Genomic DNA, 22993 nt, shown 5'->3' with positions numbered 1-22993 from the left:
AAAAGCCCAAAGCATAAAATGCTTTGGGCTGGATACGTTTGCTAATATTGTTTAGTCGATGATCGTATGCGGATAGAAACGTGATAAATCTTGAGTAATTAATTCTTTATCTTCACGAATACAGATCCCAGCAGGTTGATCATTCACTAACCAGCTACCCACTAAGGTATAGCTACCTTCAAATTGTGGAAGTGGATGGAATTGCTGGATGATCATACCTTCCTCACCATAAGGACCATCAGCAGAAGCAATCTCTTTGCCATTTTCAATCACGCGGATGTTTGCACCCTCACGAGAAAACAGTGGCTTGATCACGTAGCTATCAAGTTCTGGTTTATTACCATCAGCAAAATACGCAGGCAATAAGTTTGGATGGTCAGGGAACATTTCCCATAACATTGGTAGTAACGCTTTATTGGAAATAATACTCTTCCAAGCTGGCTCTAACCAACGTACACCGGCATCTTGCAGTTTAGTGGAGAAAATTTCTCTCAGCATAAACTCCCACGGATACAGCTTGAACAGGTTACTAATCACCTGATCTTGCGTATCAGTAAATTCGCCTTTTTCACCGAGACCGATATCATCGATATACAGGAATTCAGTCGCAACTCCGGCTTCATTTGCACAATCTTGTAGATATTGGACTGTACCGCGATCTTCTTCAGTATCACGACAGCAAGTCATGTGCAGCAGACGGAAACCATATTGATCTTTTAATTGACCAAAACGTTCGATCAGTTGCTCTTGAATACTATTAAATTGATCGGCATTTTCTGGCAAGTTACCCGCGGCAATTTGATCTTCCAACCAAATCCATTGGAAGAAGGCTGACTCATACAACGATGTAGGGGTATCTGCGTTATTTTCCAGTAACTTTGGTGGATTAACTCCATCGTATGCCAAATCAAGTCTGGAATATAATGACGGCTGTTCACTTTTCCATGAGCTACGAACAAATTCCCAGCAATGTTTAGGAATTTGGAAACGAGCGAGAAGCTCATCACTTTGTACCACTTTGTCGACGACTTTCAGGCACATTTGATGAATTTCAGCCGTAGCTTCTTCGATTTCTTCAATTTGAGCCAGCGTAAATTGGTAGTAGGCATCTTCAGACCAGTATGGCTCACCATACATGGTGTGAAATTCAAAACCAAATTCCGCCGCTTTTTCACGCCAGTTAGGGCGCTCTACAATAGGAACACGTTTCATTACTTATCAACCACCCATAGAGCGGGAAGATGAACTTGATTTAGCTGACGAAGAAGATTTTTGCGCCATAGCTTGTTTATTAACGGTATCACCGAACCCACCACGGGTGACGGTTGATGTTGTTGCTGGCTTAGGTGCCATGGCTGTTTTTGGTACGCTCATAGAACGACCGCCAGCTACTGCTGGGCCATAGTTTTTGCCCGTTGCATCGACAAATTTACCATTCGCTGGGCTAGCCGGATTTTTTGAGCTGAACAGCGGTTGAGAGGCTGCGCTACCGCCCATCATTCTCCCCATCATATAGCCCATCATTAATGGCATCCACATGCTGCCGCCGCCACTTTGTGCTTGTGCCGTTTGTTCACCTGCCGCTGGAGTGCTGCTGGTTCCTGCAATTCCTGCTTGAGCTGGAGCTTGAGTACACATTGACTCACCAAATTCAGCAATACAGTCTTCTTGGGTTGCATACTTTGGTGCTGTTTTAGCAGCTTCATTCAGTGCGTTATTATAGGCAATAGTACACTGCTCAGCTTGGGATGGATTAGCTTGGCTACAATCTTGCGCATTGGTGTACAGAGAAACGGTTTCATCGCTTTCTTCGCAAGCAGACAGCATAAATACTGCACTAACTGCCACTGCCACAGGTGCCAAACGGTATGAACGCCAAGATTTACGGAAGGCGCTTTGATTTATATCTTTGGTACGCTTCATGGTCATGGTAATTACCTTGAATTAATAATAAGTAAGATGTTTTTTTGTTGCCCTTAGAATAGGGGATATGCGCAGAAAGTTAAAGTACAAATGCTGAACAAATTGAATGAAATTAGTAATTTTAGGATATTGATTAGATTTCTGAGACTTATTGCTCAAAAGCCACTAAATTCGGTATGAAGGAATAGCAGATAAAAAAATAGCTCGCGATATTTGCGAGCTATTTTTACCTAACAATCAAATGATTATTTAATTGTTGGTGCGGTAGAATTACGAATGATGCTATCAGGTGCAGTTGAGATTTCTTTGCCTAAGCTAGCATTTAAACGTGCAATATCGTCTTCGTTTAATGTGCCGCGAGCAAATTCGATGTTCAACTGGTTAATCATATAGTCATAACGTGCATTCGACAGGTTTTGTTTGGCTTGGTATAGCGCTGTCGTTGCCGTTAACACATCAACAATTGTACGTGTCCCAACTTGGTAACCGGCTTCCATCGCATCTAATGAGCTCTGTGCAGAAACAACCACTTGTTTGTAAGCGTTGATGCTGCTGATTGAAGACGTCACGTTGTTATAAGAAGAACGAACTAATTGAATCACATTACGGTAAACGCTTTCGAGTTGCTCACTGGCACTTTGGAAACCATATTGTGCTTGTTCAACTTGAGAGCTAGTTGCTCCGCCAGTATAAAGTGGCACACTTAGCGTTAAACCAATACTATTTTGACCGTTGTAGCTGTTGGATGCGCCACCCGTCGTTCTGTCGTAGCCACTACCATGATTATAGGTGTTTGCTACGCTCGTGGAGGCATCTAAACCTACTGTTGGCATATGGCCAGTTTCTGCTAAACGAATGTTTTCACGAGAAACATCTTGGGCTAAACGCGCACTTAACAGGCTGAGGTTACGTTGCTCAGCTTCTTTCAGGATGGTATCAACATCATCTGGATTGGCTGTTTTGAAGCGGTCGATATTTAACGATGCTAATTGACCGTAATAGACGCCACTCACTTGACGCAGTTTTTCAACCGCATTTTCTAACGCATTTCGGCCTGCAACTTCTTGTGCAATAACGCTATCGTAGTTGGCTCGGGCGTTTTGTACGTCAGTGATCGCTACTAAGCCAACATTAAAACGCTGAGTAGTTTGGTCTAATTGGCGATAAACCGCTTCTTTATTCGCTTGAATATAAGATAACGCATCAATAGCTTTTAATACGTTGAAGTAGGCGGTTGAGGTATCTAAAATCAGTTGTTGTTGGCTTGTTTGATAGGTAACGTCTGAAATTCCTGCTGTTTTTTCTTGCAGATCCAGTAGACGCCATTTGGACATATCAAACACAGTTTGGGTTAATTTCAGAGAAGCATTAAGACCCGTACTTTCTGTGTCCCTTGCATCACGGTAACCACTGCCATAAGTTGCACCAGCCCCTAAACCTAATTGAGGTAACAGTGGGCTACGCGCTTCATTGATTTTCTCAAAAGCTTGATTACGTTCTGCGAACGATTTTCTGAGTTCAGGGTTACTGTCTTTCGATTTTTGATAAACCTGAAGTAAATCTTCTGCGTAACTGTTAGCACTGAGACCCACAAAACTCATAGCAATAAAAAGGGGAAGCAGTTTCTTCATTTGGATTCCTTGATTAAACAGCAAATTATGTTGAGCCTGTTATCTACAATGTATCATGTGCCTGCACTATGAAGAGTCAATACCGCTCTCAAAACAGACCCTATTGTTGCTCATAAATTTGAATAATGGCGCATATTGTAGCAGAGGATAGCCACCGATAACGGTAGCCTTTTGTGCCATTTAGTCTCAATTAACCTAAACATTACCTCATCTAAGGCTAAAAAACCTTAAAAACAGTTTTAATTACCCGTTTTTTATTAGTATAAAAACCCATAGATTAGGAGATAGTCATGACCAACAACATCGAACAGCCAGTTAAATTCAGTAAAAATGATATTGAAATTATATCTAAGCGTAAATTATTTAACGGTTTTTTTCAAATTATTGAATATCGATTTAAGCACCGATTATTTGCGGGTGGCTGGAGTAAAGAAATTGTCCGAGAAGTCTTTGAAAGGGGACATGCAGGAGCAGTATTACCCTATGATCCTCAAGAGGATAAGGTGGTACTGATTGAGCAAATTCGCTTTCCTGCCATTGAGTCTAGCGAAACGCCGTGGTTGTTAGAAATTGTGGCTGGAATGATTGAACAAAATGAATCTCCTGAAGAGGTGGTCCAACGTGAATCCGTCGAAGAGGCTGGATTAACACTTGGGCGAACTGAAAAGGTGATTAGCTATCTTTCTAGCCCAGGAGGGACCTCGGAACGCATTCATGTTTTTGTCGGTGAAGTCGATAGTGTTCAAGCAAAAGGTATCCATGGGTTAGCGACCGAAAATGAAGATATTCGGGTGCATGTGGTGAGCCGTGACCAAGCATATCAATGGGTTGAAAGTGGTAAAATTGATAATGCGGCGACGGTAATCGCCATTCAATGGCTGCAACTAAATTATCAAAAATTGCATGAAAAATGGGTGAAACAGATTTAATTAACCATTAATCTAATGAAGTGTGTGCTAATTAGCAGATATTGAGTAAGTAGTCAGGTTAGAATCATACCATTATTGACTCCACTACTTGGATAAATTGGTTTAAGTCTATTTTTGAGGAAAAGGAATACTTTTGGACAGCCAGCTTAAAGTGACTGCTAATAACCCTAATGTTGTTAGAATTTTACAAGTTACTGATACGCATCTTTTTGCTGATACGGAAAATACCCTTTTAGGGATCAATACTTACCGAAGCTATCATGCGGTACTTGATGCTATTGCAGAACAGAATTTACCTATCGACTTAATCGTGGCGACAGGGGATCTGGTTCAAGATCAATCACCAAAAGCTTACCAGCATTTTGCTACAGGAATTGAACATATTCCTGCGCCTTGTGTTTGGCTACCGGGGGAACCATGATTATCCACCAGCGATGGTCGGTACCTTAAAAATAGCCGGTATTTCCAGTGCAAAACAGGTATTTATCGGTGATGAATGGCAAATTTTGATGCTTGATAGCCAACTGCAAGATGTGGCGCATGGTGAATTATCTGAACAACAATTGGAATGGATGAAAGCGTGTTTGGATGCGGAGCCAACGCGAACAACGCTAATCATGTTGCATCATCATCCGTTGCCTTCAGGTTGTACTTGGCTGGACCAACATAGCCTGAGAAACTCACATATTTTAGCTGACTATCTCAAGAATTATCCCAATGTAAAAGCCATGCTATGTGGGCACATTCATCAAGAAATGGATGAGGATTGGCACGGTATTCGGTTACTGGCGACACCATCAACTTGTGTTCAGTTTAAACCTCACTGCACGAATTTTGCTTTGGATTGTATGGCTCCAGGTTGGCGTTATTTGGAGCTGTGTATCGATGAAAATGGTCATCGAGAAATCACGACCCATGTTCACCGTTTAAATACGCGGGAATTTAGCCCTGACCTTGAGTCTGATGGTTACTGATGGCGACCTTATTATATATCCACGGATTTAATAGCTCGCCATTATCCGAGAAGGCGAGCAGCCTGAAAACATGGCTGTCGATCAACTATCCACACATCAAAATGATAGTGCCTCAATTACCTAATTATCCCCAGCAAGCCGCAGAGATGCTCGATAAAATTATTGCTGACCATCAGCATGAAAATATCGGTTTGGTGGGTTCTTCATTAGGTGGTTACTTTTCAATTTACTTTTCTGAACGTTATCAAATTCCTGCGGTACTTGTGAATCCAGCGGTGCGCCCTTTTGATTTATTGAGTGATTATTTGGGTGAAAATACCAATCCCTATACCCATGAAACTTATGTATTAGAGCCTCAACATATGCATGAGTTAAAGGCGCTTCATCTAGAAAAGATAATGTCACCCAATCTACTTTGGTTATTACAGCAAATGGGGGATGAGGTACTTGATTATCGCCAAGCCGTTGCCTATCTTTCAGAGTGTAAACAAACGGTGGAACCAAACGGGAATCATTCCTTTATTGGGTTTGACAGTTATTTCCCTCAAATAATTCGCTTTCTGGGGCTGATAGAACACGCTCAGAAGTAGAGAATTTATAGAAATAGTGCGAAAACACGAAGACACTGTTATTATCAACAGTAACTCTCTGATTGAATATACCCGATATATTTGAATTATTTAGGATATAGTTCGATTAATCACCTATTACCGCAGAATGACAACATGACTCAATCTAGTTATAACGCAGAGGACATTGAAGTCCTCAGTGGTTTGGAGCCTGTTCGCCGTCGTCCTGGCATGTACACTGACACCAGTCGACCGAACCATCTGGCACAAGAAGTAATTGATAACAGTGTCGATGAAGCCTTAGCAGGTCACGCTGGGCACATTGAAGTGATTTTATATCCCGATCAATCCTTAGAAGTGATTGATAACGGGCGTGGTATGCCTGTTGATATCCACCCTGAAATGAAAGTGTCCGCTGTGGAATTGATCTTAGGGCAACTCCATGCGGGGGGAAAATTCTCCAACAAGAACTACCAATTCTCTGGTGGTCTACATGGTGTTGGGATTTCCGTAGTAAATGCGTTATCAAAACGTATTGAAGTCACAGTGCGCCGTGATGGTCAGGTCTACCAAATTGCGTTTGAAAATGGCGATAAAGTTGAAGACTTACATGTCATCGGCACTTGTGGCAAACGAAACACAGGAACCAGTGTCCATTTCTGGCCTGATGTTAGCTACTTTGATAGCCCAAGATTTTCAGTTTCTCGTTTAACGCATAACCTAAAAGCAAAAGCAGTTTTATGCCCTGGCGTACAAATTACGTTTAAGGATCTGCTCAATGAAACTGAGCAAAGCTGGTGCTATAGCGATGGTTTAACAGACTATTTAATGGAGTCGGTGGACGGGTATGAAACATTACCTGTCAAACCATTCACAGGCGAATTATCTGGCGAAGTAGAAGCGGCTCAATGGGCGTTACTTTGGTTACCAGAAGGTGGTGAACTTCTCACTGAAAGCTACGTTAACCTGATCCCAACGGCACAGGGTGGAACCCACGTTAATGGTTTGCGCCAAGGTTTATTAGATGCCATGCGTGAATTCTGTGAATTCCGTAATATCTTGCCTCGTGGCGTGAAATTATCCGCAGAAGATATCTGGGATCGCTGTGCGTATGTCTTATCCGTTAAGATGCAAGATCCGCAATTTGCAGGGCAAACGAAAGAACGTCTATCCTCTCGTCAATGTGCAGCGTTTGTTTCTGGTGTTGTTAAAGATGCTTTCAGCTTGTGGCTAAACCAAAACGTTCAAGTTGCAGAGCAGCTGGCCGAAATGGCGATTTCTAGTGCTCAACGTCGCTTACGCGCTTCCAAAAAAGTGGTGCGTAAGAAACTTACTAGTGGCCCTGCTTTACCCGGAAAATTGGCGGATTGTAGCTCTCAAGATCTTTCAATGACCGAATTATTCTTGGTTGAAGGGGATTCCGCAGGGGGCTCGGCAAAACAAGCCCGTGACCGTGAATTCCAAGCGATTATGCCTTTGCGCGGTAAGATTTTGAATACATGGGAAGTTTCTTCTGATGAGGTTTTAGCCTCTCAAGAAGTCCATGATATTTCTGTCGCGATTGGTATGGATCCCGATAGTGAAGATATGTCCCAGCTCCGTTACGGTAAAGTGTGCATTCTCGCGGATGCGGACTCCGATGGATTGCATATCGCGACATTATTGTGCGCCCTGTTTGTTCGCCATTTTCCTAAACTAGTGAGAGAAGGGCATGTCTATATGGCGATGCCGCCTTTGTACCGTATCGACTTAGGGAAAGAGACACACTACGCCTTAGATGAAAGCGAAAAAAATGCGGTGCTAGACAGATTAAGCCGTAAGAAAGGTAAACCCAACGTTCAACGCTTTAAAGGTTTGGGTGAAATGAACCCACCACAACTGCGTGAAACAACGTTAGATCCGAATACTCGCCGTCTTGTTCAGTTAACTATCGATGATGATAATTACACTGAAACCATGTCGATGATGGATATGCTTCTTGCAAAAAAACGCTCTGAAGACCGCCGTAATTGGCTGCAAGAAAAGGGTGATACGGCAGAAATTGAAGTCTGATCTCAAGCAGATAAATTAGAGTAAGGAACGTATTGAATGAGTGAAATTACTCATGATGGTGTGGAGCGTATTCCGCTTCAAACCTTTACTGAAAACGCCTATCTGAACTACTCCATGTACGTCATTATGGATAGAGCGTTGCCGTTTATCGGCGATGGGCTCAAGCCAGTCCAGCGCCGCATTGTGTATGCCATGTCTGAATTGGGACTGAGCAACGCAGCGAAGTATAAAAAATCCGCTAGAACCGTCGGTGACGTATTAGGTAAATATCATCCTCATGGAGATAGTGCCTGTTATGAAGCCATGGTGTTAATGGCGCAGCCATTCTCATATCGCTATCCATTGGTGGATGGGCAGGGGAACTGGGGGGCACCGGATGATCCTAAATCATTCGCCGCGATGCGTTATACAGAATCTCGTTTATCTAAATATGCTGAAGTATTACTTAGCGAATTAGCCCATGGCACGGTTGATTGGGTTCCTAACTTTGACGGTACCTTAAACGAACCGAAAATGTTACCCGCTCGTCTACCCAATATTTTATTGAATGGGACGACGGGGATCGCTGTCGGGATGGCAACAGATATCCCGCCTCATAATGCCCGTGAAGTGGCAAGTGCATTAGTGGCATTACTTGAAAAACCAAAGCTAAATCTCGATGATATTATGCAATATATTCCGGGGCCTGATTACCCGACTGAGGCGGAAATTATTTCGTCGCCGGAAGATATTCGTAAAATTTATCAAAATGGTCGTGGTTCAGTTCGCATGCGTGCTGTATGGGAAAAAGAAGATGGCAATGCGGTGATCACCGCACTTCCTCACCAAGTTTCTGGTGCGAAAGTGCTTGAGCAAATTGCTAACCAAATGCGTGCGAAGAAGCTCCCAATGGTGGAAGATTTACGTGATGAATCTGACCATGAGAATCCAACGCGATTAGTCATTGTTCCTCGCAGTAATCGTGTGGATCTTGAACAAGTCATGACCCACTTGTTTGCAACCACAGACTTAGAGCGAAGCTATCGTGTTAACTTAAACATGATTGGATTAGACAACCGCCCATCAGTCAAAGGTCTGGTTGAAATTCTGAATGAGTGGATTACATACCGTCGTCAAACGGTGCGTAATCGCTTAAATCATCGTTTAGAAAAAGTATTAAGACGCCTGCATATTTTAGATGGTTTATTAATCGCATATTTAAATATTGATGAAGTGATTGAGATCATCCGCGCAGAAGAAGAACCTAAGCCTGTGTTAATGTCCCGTTTTAATATTAGCGAGACACAAGCTGAAGCTATTTTAGAGTTAAAATTACGTCACTTAGCGAAACTCGAAGAGATGAAAATTCGCGGTGAGCAAGATGAATTAGCCAAAGAGCGTGATGAATTACAGGCTATTTTAGGCTCTGAAGCTCGCTTGAATACCTTGATTAAAAAAGAAATTCAGGCTGATGCAAAAGCGTATGGGGATGATCGTCGTTCACCATTGCAAGAGCGTGAAGAAGCAAAAGCACTGAGTGAACACGAAATTTTACCGTCAGAGCCGATCACCGTTGTGTTATCTGATATGGGATGGGTGCGCAGTGCGAAAGGGCATGATATTGAGCCAAGTAACCTGAGCTATAAAGCGGGGGATAGCTTTAAAGAAGCCGCCAGAGGTAAATCCAATCAAGCTGCGGTCTTCCTTGATTCAACCGGACGCAGCTATTCCGTAGATCCTCTGGAATTGCCTTCTGCTCGTAGCCAAGGCGAGCCACTTACAGGTAAGTTAACGTTACCGCCAGGTGCGACAATTGAGCATGTGTTAATGGCACCTGAAGAGCAAAAATACTTGATGGCGTCTGATGCAGGTTACGGTTTCATTTGTACCTTTAATGATTTGGTAACCAAGAATAAAACCGGTAAGGCTCTAATTTCATTGCCTGAAAATGCCAAAGTTCTATCGCCAATTGAGCTGAATAACGAAAAAGAAGATTTGTTATTAGCAATTACTAAGGCGGGAAGAATGCTGTTATTCCCAGTATCAGATCTCCCTCAGTTATCGAAAGGGAAAGGGAATAAAATCATTAATATCACTGGTGCGCAAGCCGCCAGTGGTGAAGACCTGCTGGTTTGGCTGATGGTGGTACCACCTCAATCGGCGATTACCCTCTATTTTGGTAAGCGTAAACTGAAATTTAAATCTGAAGACTTGCAAAAATATCGTGCTGAGCGTGGTCGTAAGGGGACAACCCTACCTCGTGGTTTGCATAATATTGAACGTATCGATGTTGATACAGTGAATGCAGAGTAAAAATAACAAGAATGTATGGGCTTGTTTCAAGCCCTTTGAATAAGTTAAGGAATCTTATGCTAGCGCTAATTAGAGCTATCATTGTTATTATATTTACCATTTTGGTGTGTGTTGGCGGCAGTATTTATTGCTTATTTAGCCCGCGTAACCCAAAACACGTGATGACGTTCGGACATGCATTTGGTCGTTTATCATCGGTATTAGGTATCAAAATGATTGACCGTGTTCCAGCTAAAGCTAAGAACTATGGTCCAAGTATCTATATTGGAAATCACCAAAATAACTACGATATGGTGACGATGTCGAATGGTGTTCAACCAAGAACCGTGACAGTGGGTAAAAAAAGCCTCGTTCTGATCCCCTTCTTTGGGTTCTTATATTGGATTACGGGAAATATTTTAATTGACCGTGGTAACCGTTCAAAAGCCCATAACACAATTTCTCAAGTTGCAGACCAAATCAAATCTCGCAAAATTTCGGTATGGATGTTCCCTGAAGGTACTCGTAGCCGTGGGCGTGGGTTGCTGCCATTTAAGACGGGGGCATTTCATGCCGCGATTGCCGCTGGGGTTCCGATTGTTCCCGTGTGTGTTTCGACCACTCAAGGAAAAATAAAGCTCAATCGTTGGAATAATGGACATGTGATTATCGAAATGTTGGAGCCTATCGATACATCCGGTTATACCAAAGAGCAGGTCAGAGAATTATCTGAATATTGCCATGACCTGATGGAAGCTAAAATCAAAGAGTTAGATAAAGAAGTTGAAGCGTTGAATAAGCGTTAATATCTAGGCTATATCAGGCGATAGAGCATTTATTTCTAGCACTCTGTCGCCTACTTTCCAGTCAAATTATTTCATTTCAAATTAGTTAAATTTTAATTATTAATAGATATATTTTTAGAATTTAATTCTCTTTCGCGATATCATGGCTCGCAAAATTATCTCAGGATAAAATTATTGTATCTAAGTAGTAGGATTACCAGCGCCAACCTAAAACTACTCATATAAATAACTCTATTTTTATGATTTATTAAAATAATTTGCTGGTATTTTATTTAGCGGAGAATTTATGTCATTCAGTCGTTGCCGATCCTTGCTGGTGAGTGGATTGGCTGTATGCCTATTCCATATTTCAGGTAATGTGAGCGCGGAGGGGACTACAGCACTCCCAGTTCCTCCATTATTAGAATCTCGTTCGGGGCAGCCACTTTTTCTCACATTACAAAAGATTCATTGGTCTTTTGATGGAAAATATTCCGCCGAGATCTTGGGGATTAATGGTTCATCACCTGGTCCGACGGTACGAGTAAAAAATGGCGATGATTTAAAACTGATTTATAGCAATAGGTTACCTGAAGCGGTTTCGATGACAATCAGTGGGTTGCAAATACCGGGCACTCAGATTGGTGGCGCGGCTAGGCTGATTTCGCCAAATGCGGATTGGTCACCAGTTATGCCTATTCGCCAAAATGCGGCGACACTTTGGTACCATGCCAACACCCAAGGAAAAATGGGGCAACAGATCCATGATGGTCTGTTTGGTATGTGGATCATTGATGATGAATTTACGAAAAACTTACGGCTTCCAAAGCACTATGGTGTTGATGATTTTCCTATTATTATCCAAGATAAGCGTTTAGATAATTTTGGTGCTCCAGATTATCACGCGAATGACGAGGGGTTCCTTGGGGATACTCTGCTCGTGAATGGTGTGCAAGACCCTTATATTGAAGTCTCTCGCGGTTGGGTACGCCTAAGATTATTGAATGCTTCAAATTCAAGACGTTATGTCATGAAAATCAGTGATGGTCGACCATTTGTGATGATTGCATCAGATCAGGGAATATTGACTGTACCTGTAAGTGCACAAGAGTTATCTATGGCTCCGGGGGAGCGCCGAGAAGTCTTAATTGATATGGCAAAAACCCAAGAGTTAACGATCACAGCCGGTGAATCAGCATCCTTTATGGATCGTGTTAAAGGACTATTTGAGCCATCAAATAACCTGATTTCAACGAATGTGCTGACCATCAAAGCAACCGGATTAATGTCGTTAGTTACTGATGATGTCCCTGCTCAATTAGTGGAAGATAAAACCCAAATTACCTCGACGATCACCAATCGCGATATACAGCTCAATGATCCGATTGGTATTAATGGTGCGACACTTGATACTAACCGCGTGGATATTACGAGCCGCCAAGGTAATTGGGAACGCTGGAGCGTCACGAGCCAACAGCCTCAATCTTTCCATATCGAGGGGGTGCGCTTTAAACTGATTAGCTGTAATGGGCAACCTGCTCAACCAGAAAACTTTGGTTGGAAAGATACGGTATGGATTGATGGGCGCTGTGAGTTATTGGTACAAATGCTGCAACCTTCTTATAACCATTTTCCATTCTTATTTTATAGCCAAAATTTAGAAAAGGCTGATTTAGGCTCTGCTGGGCAGCTGGTTATCACGCCACAAGATGAAGTGAATTAACTGATATTTATAGCCCCAAATAATATTGGGGCTTTTATTTTTTAGTGTGATTGGACTAGCTAAGTGCCACACGGATACCAAATGCGACAAGCACCACACCAAGTACCTTATCGACATATTTCTGCACTTTTGATAGCCATTTCCTGACGGGTGCACTTTGAATCAGTAAGACTAAAATTGGCCAGTAAATTACGGCTAATCCCCAGATAATAAATGCAAACCACAGTTTTTCAGAAAATGTTGAGTCCACACTTAAAACTTGGGTAAAAATAGCCAAGAAGAATAGTGTCGCTTTAGGGTTCAATACATTACATAGAAAACCTTGCATAAAGGCTTTCTTGAATGAAACACGCTCATGTTGCGTTAAATTCAAGTCCACTTGTTGTGCCGACTGAGGCATCAAACTTTTAATACCTATCCAAATTAAATAAGCCGCTCCGGCATATTTTAATACATTAAATAGCCAAGGCGTGGTGGTAATTAACACCGCTAACCCAGCAACACAATAAGACATATGTAATGCTATCGCGACGATAATGCCTAATGCTGTCATCATGGCAGCGGACCGTTGGTAGCGTGCGGAATTTTTTATGATAAGGAAAAAATCAGGACCTGGAGATAGCATGCCTAGGGCTGCAATGGTCGCGACCATGATACTGGTCTGATACATAATATAATCTCTTTATTTTGCGTTGAACTAAACTGAGTAATAAGGGACTAAAAGCGGTATAAATGTTGTTTTATGTATTGAAGTTAGCTGTTTGAGTATAAGGGATTGCATCCTATTTAAGGAAGATTAAATTTAGTCGACGAAGTATGCCTCTTTCCGTATAGTGTGCTCAATTTTTTATATTTAGTTTCTAAGGTGGTTAGATGAATATTAGCTTAATCGCAGCAATGGCGTTCGATCAGGTTATCGGCATGGAAAATGCGATGCCTTGGAATTTACCGGGAGATTTGGCATGGTTTAAGCGCCAAACATTGAATAAACCCGTTATTATGGGGCGTGTGACCTATGAAGCGCTTGGTCGTCCATTGCCTCAAAGAGTGAATATTGTTTTAAGTAGCCAAGCTGGCACCGATGCAGGTGTGATCTGGGTGAAATCCGTAGAAGAAGCATTAGAAGCAGCGAAAGCCGTTGAAGGATGTGATGAAATCATGGTGATCGGCGGTGGTAAAGTCTATCAACAATTTTTACCAATGGCGAACAAGCTGTATTTAACACATGTGGATGCAGAAGTTATCGGGGATACCCATTTCCCTGCGTATGAACCCGATGAGTGGGATTCTATTTTTACTGAATACCATGAAGCTGATGAAAATAACTCCCATGGTTTTTGTTTTGAAGTGTTGACGAGAAGAGTTTAAGCCTGACTTTAGTTTTTTATAAAGTTAAGAATGGCACCGCGTGGGTGCCATTTTGCTATTTAGCGGGTATGGAATTACTCTTTACGGCGCTTTTGGTGGGATTTTTGCCGATGAAACGTTTTTGTTTCCCAATGGAAAAGTGTTAAATCACCTCCCCAGCAGCAACCCGTATCTATTGCATAAACCCCTTCAGGCGTAAATTTACCTTCTAAAGAAGCCCAGTGACCGAAGAAAATGGCGTAATCTTTCGGGAATTTACTCGGCAACGCAAACCACGGTTTTAATGGTGGAGGTGCTTTAGCTGGACTTTCTTTGCAGATCATATCTAACTGCCCATTAGGGAAGCAATAACGTAGGCGAGTGAGTGCATTGGTACTAAAGCGTAATCGACCCAGTCCCATCAAGCTATCAGACCAATTGTTTGGCATATCACCATACATGGAATCGATGAAGAGTGGGTAGGCATCGCTAGAAAGAACGGCTTCAACTTCACGCGCGCACATTTTCGCGGTTTCAATATCCCACTGAGGCGTGATACCGGCATGGGTCATCACGATTTTTTTATCTTCATCAATTTGAAGTAATGGCTGGCGGCGTAACCAATTGATTAACTCATCAATATCCGGAGCGTTGAGTAATTCATCTAAATTATCTTTTGGCTTGTTACGACTGATTTTACAGTAGATGCCAATCAAGTGCAGATCATGGTTGCCAAGAACCAGACGAGCGGCAGAACCGAGGCTTTTTACGTAGCGTAAGACATGTAGAGAGTCAGGTCCCCGAGCGACCAAATCGCCAGTTAGCCATAAGGTATCCTGCTGAGGGTCGAAATTAACGCTCTCTAGAAGTTCACGCAGCTCACGGTAACAACCGTGTATATCACCTACAATATATGTGGACATAATTAATTAATCAGCGTTGGTATAGCGAGTCGAAAAGCGGGGATATCAACATGAAAGTTGACCCCTTGATCGCTAAGCATAACGTAATAGCCTTCCATCGTACCCATTGGCGTTTCTAAAATTGCCCCACTGGTATATCGATATTCAGTTCCCGGTAAAATGACAGGTTTTTCACCTACAACACCTTCACCTTGAACTTCAGTTTTATGACCATCACTGTTGGTAATGAGCCAATAACGGCTCATTAATTGTATGGGAATTCGCCCTAAATTACGGATGCAAATGGTATAAGCAAATACATAGCGGGCGATTTCAGGTTGTGACTGGCTTTCTATGTAGACACTTTGAACTTGGATGCTCACATTGGGATCATTCAGCATTGTGCCTCCTCAGATTTTCTATTCCGACAAGTTAGACAGATAGTTTGCCATCTTACAATAGTGCGCTACAGAGATATTTTCAGCACGAGTACCGGGATCGATACCCAGCTCAATTAGCTGCTCAACACTCAGCAAATCCCCAAGACTATTGCGGATAGTTTTACGACGTTGGTTAAATGCTTGAGTCGTAATACGGCTCAACATTTTAATGTCCTTCACCGGATATGGATTTTCGCGATGAGGGATCAATCTTACCACCGCAGAATCCACTTTCGGTGCTGGCGTGAATGATGTCGGTGGAACTTCAAGTACAGGAACAACATTACAGTAATATTGAGCCATGACGCTTAAACGTCCAAACGCTTTACTACCAGGCCCAGCTACTAAACGGTTTACCACTTCTTTTTGCAGCATGAAATTCATGTCTGAAATTGAATTGGTAAATGTAAACAGGTGGAACATTAATGGCGTTGAAATGTTATATGGCAAGTTACCAAATACGCGAATAGGTTGCCCAGCTTGTTTTGCGAGCTCGCCGAAATCAACGGTCATGGCATCTTGCTGGATAATCGTCAGTTTATCTTTGAGTTGTGGATGGACGTGCAGACGTGCCGCCAGATCGCGGTCCAATTCTACTACCGTCATTTTATCCATTCGGCTACCGACAGGTTCGGTTAATGCGCCGAGACCGGGGCCAATTTCAACAATGGCTTGCCCTGGTTGTGGATGCATGGCATCGACGATACTGTCGATAACAAATTGGTCAGTTAAAAAGTTCTGCCCGAAACGTTTGCGGGCGAAGTGCCCCTGATGGACTCTATTATTCATGAATTCTTTTGTGTCATTTGGATAGCTAACTTTAATGCGGTAATAAAGCTACCAGCATCGGCTTGACCCGTACCGGCTAATTCTAGCGCTGTGCCGTGATCGACAGAGGTACGGATGAATGGCAGACCGAGGGTAATATTTACCGCTCTGCCGAAACCTTGGTATTTTAGCACAGGAAGTCCCTGATCGTGATACATAGCAAGTACTGCATCTGCATCATTTAAATACTTAGGTTGAAAAAGAGTGTCTGCAGGTAATGGACCCACTAATGTGATCCCCTGCTGACGCAGTGTTTCAAGGGCTGGAATGATGGTATCGATCTCTTCCATTCCCATATGTCCGCTTTCACCGGCATGAGGATTTAGCCCACAAACATAAATGTGTGGATCTTCAATGCCAAACTTGGTTTGCAAATCGTGGTGCAAAATGGTGATGACTTCATGCAAACTTTGCTGGGTAATGGCGGCAGAAACATCTTTTAGCGGAAGATGTGTAGTGGCGAGTGCCACACGAAGCTCTTCAGTAGCCAGCATCATCACGACTCTTTCACAGTGGCTTCTGTCTGCAAAAAATTCGGTATGCCCACTAAACGGGATCCCTGCGTCGTTAATAATCCCTTTATGTACAGGACCTGTTACAAGTGCCGAAAACTCCCCGGATAAGCATCCATCGCAAGCTTTAGCTAATGTTTGGGTAACATATTCACCGTTTTTAACATTGAGAACTCCAGCTTTCACTGGCGCATCAAGGGTAACGGGAAGAATAGTGAGATGACCAGAAACAGAGGCTGATTGCGGTTGATTTGGTGAGTATTCTTGTAGCGTTAATGGCAGGTTCAGTATTTTTGCTCGTTGTACAAGCAACTCCGGATCTGCACAAGCAACCAGCTCAACAGGCCATGCTTGTTGAGCCAACTGAATGAGCAAATCCGGACCAACCCCGGCAGGCTCGCCGGGGGTTATTACAATAGGCTTATTTTGCGTTTTCATCATTTGATTGGTTTTGACGACCATCGACGATATTCACATAAGCTGCAGCTCGTTGTTCTTGCATCCAAGTTTGTGCTTCTTCATTAAACTTGCGGTTAAACAGCAAACGGTATGCTTGATCTTTCTTCGCTGCGTCGGTTTTATCAACATTGCGAGTGTCTTCTAACTGAATTAAATGCCAGCCAAAACTTGAAGGAACAGGTTGGCTAATTTCACCTTTTTTCAGTTTCATCAGTGCATCACGGAATGCAGGGTCGTAAACATCAGGCATATTCCAACCTAATTCACCGCCTTTTAATGCACTTCCTGGATCTTCTGAGTTTTCTTTAGCCGCTTCTTCGAAAGAAATTTTACCGTTACGGATTTCTTGAGAAAGCTGAGTCAATTTCTGTCTTGCCATTGTATCATCCATGATTGGGGATGATTTCAGCAAGATATGACGAGCTTTAACTTCGGTAACTGAGATTGGCTGTTGGCTACCACCACTGATTTCATTAACACGTAGAATGTGGAAACCGACACCTGAACGAATTGGACCAACGATATCGCCTTTCTTCGAGCTTTTTAGCTGATCAGAGAAAACAACCGGCAGTTCTTGCAGACGTGACCAACCCATATTCCCGCCTTTTAAGGCTTGAGGATCTGCAGAGTATGCAATTGCTAACTTACCAAAGTCAGAACCTTTTTTCAGTTCAGACAACACTTTGCTAACTAATGCTTCGGCTGTTGCAAGTTGCTCTGGCGTTGGGTTTTCTGGCAGAGGGATTAATATATGGCTTAAATTAACGCCCATTTCAGCATTTGCTTGAGAATCCATCTGATTAGATAACGCATCCACTTCTTGAGGAAGAATGGTAATACGACGGCGAACTTCGTTATTGCGAACCTCGGCCAATAACATTTCTTTGCGAATTTCGCTGCGATATTTAGCCATGTTGATACCGTCAGCAACTAGACGTTTTTCCATCTGTGCGAGGGTCAAGCCATTTTGACGGGCGATATCTTCAATCGTAGCATTAACTGCTTCTTCAGGAATATTCAGCTGCATTTGGTTAGCCATCTGTAGCATGATGTTATCCATCACCAAACGCTCGATGATCTGGCTACGCAGAGTTTGGTCGTCAGGAACTTGCTGACCTGAGTTACGCGCATTTAACTTAACGGTATTGATCATATTCTGGACGTCACTTTCCAGCACAACTCCGTTATTGACAACCGCAGCCACTTTATCCATTTGCTGTGGCGCAGCTAAGCTAGCAGAGCTTGCGAACACCAGTCCCAGAATAAGCGTTCTCCAATTCTTCATAATGGTCCTATAAAATTAACTTTGATTCCGCATGTTGCGGGCTAATCGTGATCTTTATGTTGCGGGTTATCAGAAAGCACGTTGATAAGGCATAATACCTTGTTTCAACATCTCCTGACTACCTAAACTATGATTGTTATTTAGGCCTCTAAGTTCCACATTAATTGACCATTTATTATCATATTCACTGCTGAATTTCTCTTTTTGCCAGCCAACAATCTTACGTTCGTAGCCTAAATTCACCGCCCAACAGCAAGTATTGTACTGTAATCCCACCAATTGGCTGGCTGGTTGTTGCTGCTTGGTATCATAGTAGTATGAGCCCACAAAGCCCCAACGCTCGCTTAATGGCCAACTTAAAACAGTACCGATTTGGGAAATACCTTGCTGGTATTCAGGTAAAGTATAGGTATAACCACCTTGAGTATCCTCACGACGGAAGGTCGCTTGAATGTAGTCGCGATCAACAAAACGGTAATTTAATTGAATTAATCTATCTGCATCGAAGCGGTATTCTGTGACTGCATTCCCCATGGTGACACTGCCGAGGCGACGGTCATATTGTAATCCGCCACGAATCCCCCAGTTCTCATCAATGTGCCACATCGCATCGGTTGCCCACATTAATGAGCCGGTATCACTCTTATCATCGATTTTCAGCGTAGAATTACCTGCCCGAGGACGCTCTAAATAATAAATTTGACCCACGGAGAAGTTAAAACGTTCCGCAAGGGATTCATCATAAATTCGAGTGGTTACACCGGTGGTAAACTGGTTTGCTGAAGCTATACGGTCAAGCCCACTGTAGATGCGATCACGAAATAGCCCTGAATAATCCGATTGCAATAGGGAGGAATCGTAGTTATTGATATTGTCCTGATCTTTATAAGGAATATATAGATATTGAACTCGAGGTTCTAAAGTTTGAACAAAATCACTACCTTGGAATAGGTCACGCTCAAATACCACTTTCGCATCACTCTTAAACATGGGGAGTACGCGAGTGACATTTTTTTCTAGATTGGAATCTTTGTTTGAGTTCGGAATATCCTGATCATAATGGGTCGCCATCAGTTTAAAACTGTTGTTCATCTGCGCCCAGCCATTGGATAGCGGCATGCTAACTTCAGGTTCAATATGTAAACGGGTTGCATCTGGGTTATTTTCGCCGACACTGGTAAAGCGTGCCGCTTGAGCATAAGTGTGGAAATCAACCATTCCGATATCATTTTTATAATAGTTGAAGTCAACTTGTGGCTCAGCTTTATAGGCGCGTCGATTAGGATCATCAACAAACACTTGGAATTGTTTGTGGGTAACGTTCATATTCCAGTTGGTATCGGAATAGCCGACATTAAATTTCTGTGTGGCGTAACCATCCGTAGTACTACCATACTGAGAGCTAAAGTCAGTAAAGTATTGAGGATCACTGACCTTGGTAAAGTCAGCGCCGAAATTCCAATGTTGGGCATAGGTACCAGAATGACGCCAGTATAATAACCAACGATCATCGCTCTCACGAGCGTCACGTTTACCACTCTCTTTATCTTTAATATAGGCGCGGTCATGATTTAAAAAATCAAATGCGACAGTACCCGTACCCGGCGTAATTAAGTAACGGAATTCATTATTTAACTTAACGCCACGGTGGGTCATAAACTGTGGTGTGATGGTTGCATCATAATTCGGGGCGATGTTCCAATAATAAGGGAGAGTAAACTCTAAACCGTCATTGCTGGAATAACTACCCATTGGGATCAAGAAACCAGAGCGGCGCTTGCTACCAATTGGTAACTGCATATATGGGCTATAAAATACCGGGATATCCGCTATCTTAAAGCGTGCATGCCAAATCTCAGCGACTTCCTCTTCGCGATCAATAATCACTTCTGAGCCCGCGACGCTCCAACTGCTATTACCCGGTAAGCAGCTGGTGAAAGTCCCGTTTTCCATAATGGAATAGCGATTTTCACCACGCATTTTCATTTTTTTCGCTTCACCGCGACCTTGACGACCAACCATCATATAGTTGCCGTCATCCACATCGGTATTTTTATTATCTAAGTTAGACCAAGCGGAAGGACCTTTTAGGATAATTTGCGGATCGTCATAATGGACATTTCCGGTGGCAGTAACTTCACGAACAGGGAGTTCGCCTGCTTTTTGATTTTGGGTTAATTTGACGTTATCCGCAGTCAGGGTTTGGTTGCCCTGCTGAATGTCGACGTTGCCAGTATATTCCACGAAGCTTGGATACTCACCGAACATATCATTAGCGTGGATCTCAATAGGTAAGCTATTTGGATCGCCAGTGACAATAGGTTTGTCATAAACAGGAACACCAAGCATACATTGTTCTGCGAGGTCAGCATGCGCCTGCTGACTATAAATAGCCGCCCATACCATGGTGGCGATTATTGTTGGATAGCTTTTTTTCATCATTAAATATGTAGTCCGTCAAATTGGCACAGTCGGCAAACGCTCAAAGACTAACTTAGCCAACCCGTTTGCGCCAGTATAATATAAAAACTATTGCGCTCGTAGTTAGGTACCTTATCGTTATGCACATAAAATACTGAGCTCATACTTAATGAGTTATCGATATTTATGAACAGAGTCGTTATGCACAAGAGCAGAATGAATAGTATGATAATGCAAAATTGAATTCTGAGCATTGAAGAATTGAGGGATATATGCACTATTGGGGCAAAATTATTGGGGTGATACTCGCGATCGTCTCTGGGTTAGGGTTCTGGGGAGCGTTAGCTGGTTTACTTATTGGTCACGGTTTTGATAAAGCATCGGCACAGCGTAAGTTTGCTGGCGCAATAAATAAACGAGACCGCCAAATTATTTTCTTTGCGAGCACCTTCCAAATTTTAGGGCATTTAACCAAGTCAAAAGGGCGTGTAACAGAGACTGATATTCAGTTAGCGTCAAATTTGATGGATAGAATGCAGCTCCTTGGTGAGACACGTAAAGCGGCTCAGCAAGCTTTTAGGGAAGGCAAATCGCCAGACTTTCCACTGCGCAATGTGCTAAAGCAATTGCGTATGGCTTGCTATGGTCGTTTCGACCTGATTCAGATGTTTCTGGAAATTCAATTACAGGCGGCTTTTGCGGATGGAACATTGCATCCGAATGAAAGAAAAGTGCTGTTTATTATTGCGGAAGAATTGGGGATATCGAAAGTTCAGTTCGAACAATATTTGGATATGATCCAAAGTGGTCGACAATTTGGTCAGGGGTATTCTCAACAGCAATCCGGTGGGTATTATCAGCAGTCTAGTGGACCGACTCTTGAAGATGCTTGCAAGGTGCTAGGTGTCTCTGCGGATGATGAACCGACTAAAATTAAGCGGGCTTACCGTAAATTAATGAGTGAGCACCATCCAGATAAACTGGTGGCAAAAGGGTTGCCACCAGAGATGATGGAAATTGCTAAACAAAAGGCGCAGTCAATTCAAGCGGCTTATGACCTAGTCAAAAAAGAGCTTGGCTTTAAATAGTTTTCCAGCATATTTTACACTACTGCGTTGTTATCGTTATTCATGAACCCTAGTTTCGTCACTATCTACGCCCTAGGGATTCGCTTAATTGATGCCTTGCAGTAGTCTGAAAATATCGGTACGGGAGTTAAAAGTTAAGCGACTTAAATTGCATTAGAAATCAGGCTGGCAGGTAAAATGCATCGGTGTGCCATAGGCCGGGTGTGTGATATAGAGCTCCTGAGCATGTAATTGCAAACGTGGTGCCAGTGCTAATGCTTCTTCATGGGCATAAAATCTATCCCCTAAAATAGGGTGTCCTAATGCTAACATGTGCACACGTAATTGATGGGAGCGACCTGTAATGGGGGACAGCTTTACCCGAGTGGCTTGCTCTTCATATTCTAAAACTTGGTATTCGGTTTGTGCCGATTTTCCGGTTTCAAAACACACTTTTTGCTTTGGTCGATTTGGCCAGTCACAAATCAGCGGTAAATCGATTAAACCCTCTTTATTTTCCAAATGCCCCCAAACCCGTGCAACATAATGTTTTTTAGGCTCACGCTCTCTAAACTGACGTTTTAGCTCCCGTTCAGCTGCTTTATTTAAAGCCACAACCATGACACCACTGGTTGCCATGTCTAAGCGATGGACAGATTCCGCCGCTGGATGATCTCGCTGAATTCGGCTGATAATACTGTCATGGTGCTCGGGAGCTTTTCCCGGAACGGACAGCAATTCACTGGGTTTGTTGACTACGATGATGTGTTCATCTTGGTAGAGTATGTGTAGCCAAGGATCCGTGGGTGGATTGTAGGGCAGCATGATAATTATCCTTTAGGGGATACTGGGTATTAGTGAAAAATACCCAGTAT

General features: G+C 42.8%; 19 protein-coding genes and 1 pseudogene. 9 read left to right on the top strand and 11 right to left on the bottom strand.

Annotated features, from left to right (window positions below):
• Positions 1–51: 51 nt before the first annotated feature.
• The 3 genes from EL244_RS14175 to tolC all read right to left on the bottom strand — a co-directional run bounded on the left by EL244_RS14175 (position 52) and on the right by tolC (position 3554).
• The gene (locus EL244_RS14175; protein ID WP_126461724.1) at positions 52–1212 is read right to left on the bottom strand and encodes a glutathionylspermidine synthase family protein; all 1161 of its coding nucleotides are present in this window, start codon (positions 1210–1212) and stop codon (positions 52–54) included.
• Positions 1213–1218: 6 nt separating this feature from the next.
• Positions 1219–1929, bottom strand: coding sequence for a DUF1190 family protein (locus tag EL244_RS14170; RefSeq protein WP_006814109.1), 711 nt, complete (start codon positions 1927–1929; stop codon positions 1219–1221).
• Positions 1930–2168: 239 nt separating this feature from the next.
• A complete protein-coding gene (tolC, locus tag EL244_RS14165) occupies positions 2169–3554 on the bottom strand; it encodes an outer membrane channel protein TolC (RefSeq protein ID WP_006814108.1) in 1386 nt (461 codons plus the stop codon).
• A gap of 290 nt (positions 3555–3844) precedes the next feature.
• Here tolC and nudF point away from each other — a divergent pair, with 290 nt between their 5' ends.
• From nudF to ftsP, 7 genes and pseudogenes are all read left to right on the top strand, one after another.
• Entirely contained in the window at positions 3845–4483 is a 639-nt protein-coding gene (gene nudF, locus EL244_RS14160) for an ADP-ribose diphosphatase (RefSeq protein ID WP_126461721.1), read from the top strand.
• Positions 4484–4616: 133 nt separating this feature from the next.
• Positions 4617–5457 (top strand): annotated as a pseudogene (cpdA, locus tag EL244_RS14155) (3',5'-cyclic-AMP phosphodiesterase).
• Positions 5457–6047, top strand: a complete 591-nt coding sequence (yqiA, locus tag EL244_RS14150) for an esterase YqiA (RefSeq protein ID WP_126461718.1) — start codon at positions 5457–5459, stop codon at positions 6045–6047. The pseudogene cpdA and the gene yqiA overlap by 1 nt, the downstream one beginning before the upstream one ends.
• Positions 6048–6182: 135 nt before the next feature.
• Positions 6183–8078: a DNA topoisomerase IV subunit B gene (gene parE / locus EL244_RS14145; RefSeq protein ID WP_006814103.1), complete on the top strand. Its 1896-nt coding sequence runs from the start codon at positions 6183–6185 to the stop codon at positions 8076–8078.
• Between the two features lie 36 nt (positions 8079–8114).
• Entirely contained in the window at positions 8115–10370 is a 2256-nt protein-coding gene (gene parC / locus EL244_RS14140) for a DNA topoisomerase IV subunit A (RefSeq protein ID WP_112837327.1), read from the top strand.
• 56 nt (positions 10371–10426) lie between these two features.
• A complete protein-coding gene (locus tag EL244_RS14135; RefSeq protein ID WP_112837326.1) occupies positions 10427–11155 on the top strand; it encodes a 1-acylglycerol-3-phosphate O-acyltransferase in 729 nt (242 codons plus the stop codon).
• Between the two features lie 286 nt (positions 11156–11441).
• Positions 11442–12857 carry a cell division protein FtsP gene (gene ftsP / locus EL244_RS14130; protein ID WP_126461715.1) on the top strand — a complete coding sequence of 472 codons (1416 nt, stop codon included), beginning with the start codon at positions 11442–11444 and terminating at the stop codon, positions 12855–12857.
• 55 nt (positions 12858–12912) lie between these two features.
• Here ftsP and EL244_RS14125 read toward each other — a convergent pair whose 3' ends face one another.
• A complete protein-coding gene (locus tag EL244_RS14125; protein WP_006814099.1) occupies positions 12913–13527 on the bottom strand; it encodes a LysE family transporter in 615 nt (204 codons plus the stop codon).
• 203 nt (positions 13528–13730) lie between these two features.
• Between EL244_RS14125 and folA the strand changes: the two genes are divergently transcribed.
• The gene (gene folA / locus EL244_RS14120; protein ID WP_126461712.1) at positions 13731–14225 is read left to right on the top strand and encodes a type 3 dihydrofolate reductase; all 495 of its coding nucleotides are present in this window, start codon (positions 13731–13733) and stop codon (positions 14223–14225) included.
• A gap of 74 nt (positions 14226–14299) precedes the next feature.
• On the opposite strand, the gene apaH is transcribed toward folA, so the two are convergent.
• The 6 genes from apaH to lptD form a co-directional block, all read right to left on the bottom strand.
• Positions 14300–15127 (bottom strand): bis(5'-nucleosyl)-tetraphosphatase (symmetrical) ApaH, encoded by an 828-nt coding sequence (gene apaH / locus EL244_RS14115; RefSeq protein ID WP_006814097.1) that lies wholly within the window; start codon positions 15125–15127, stop codon positions 14300–14302.
• Between the two features lie 2 nt (positions 15128–15129).
• Positions 15130–15507, bottom strand: coding sequence for a Co2+/Mg2+ efflux protein ApaG (gene apaG / locus EL244_RS14110; RefSeq protein ID WP_006814096.1), 378 nt, complete (start codon positions 15505–15507; stop codon positions 15130–15132).
• An 18-nt stretch (positions 15508–15525) separates the two neighbouring features.
• Positions 15526–16335 carry a 16S rRNA (adenine(1518)-N(6)/adenine(1519)-N(6))-dimethyltransferase RsmA gene (gene rsmA / locus EL244_RS14105; RefSeq protein ID WP_006814095.1) on the bottom strand — a complete coding sequence of 270 codons (810 nt, stop codon included), beginning with the start codon at positions 16333–16335 and terminating at the stop codon, positions 15526–15528.
• Positions 16332–17327: a 4-hydroxythreonine-4-phosphate dehydrogenase PdxA gene (gene pdxA / locus EL244_RS14100; RefSeq protein ID WP_006814094.1), complete on the bottom strand. Its 996-nt coding sequence runs from the start codon at positions 17325–17327 to the stop codon at positions 16332–16334. Before pdxA ends, rsmA begins: the two co-directional genes overlap by 4 nt.
• Positions 17308–18630 carry a peptidylprolyl isomerase SurA gene (gene surA, locus EL244_RS14095; RefSeq protein WP_006814093.1) on the bottom strand — a complete coding sequence of 441 codons (1323 nt, stop codon included), beginning with the start codon at positions 18628–18630 and terminating at the stop codon, positions 17308–17310. Before surA ends, pdxA begins: the two co-directional genes overlap by 20 nt.
• A gap of 69 nt (positions 18631–18699) precedes the next feature.
• Positions 18700–21072, bottom strand: coding sequence for an LPS assembly protein LptD (gene lptD / locus EL244_RS14090; protein WP_126461709.1), 2373 nt, complete (start codon positions 21070–21072; stop codon positions 18700–18702).
• Between the two features lie 251 nt (positions 21073–21323).
• On the opposite strand from lptD, the gene djlA reads away from it, so the two are divergent.
• A complete protein-coding gene (gene djlA / locus EL244_RS14085; RefSeq protein ID WP_006814091.1) occupies positions 21324–22139 on the top strand; it encodes a co-chaperone DjlA in 816 nt (271 codons plus the stop codon).
• A 153-nt stretch (positions 22140–22292) separates the two neighbouring features.
• Here djlA and rluA read toward each other — a convergent pair whose 3' ends face one another.
• Positions 22293–22943: a bifunctional tRNA pseudouridine(32) synthase/23S rRNA pseudouridine(746) synthase RluA gene (rluA, locus tag EL244_RS14080; RefSeq protein ID WP_006814090.1), complete on the bottom strand. Its 651-nt coding sequence runs from the start codon at positions 22941–22943 to the stop codon at positions 22293–22295.
• Positions 22944–22993: the final 50 nt, after the last annotated feature.

Source organism: Providencia rustigianii (assembly GCF_900637755.1).
In the GTDB taxonomy this organism is placed as follows: domain Bacteria; phylum Pseudomonadota; class Gammaproteobacteria; order Enterobacterales; family Enterobacteriaceae; genus Providencia; species Providencia rustigianii.
The sequence above is the reverse complement of the archived record's forward strand: the minus strand, read 5'-3'. Positions and strand labels throughout refer to the sequence as shown.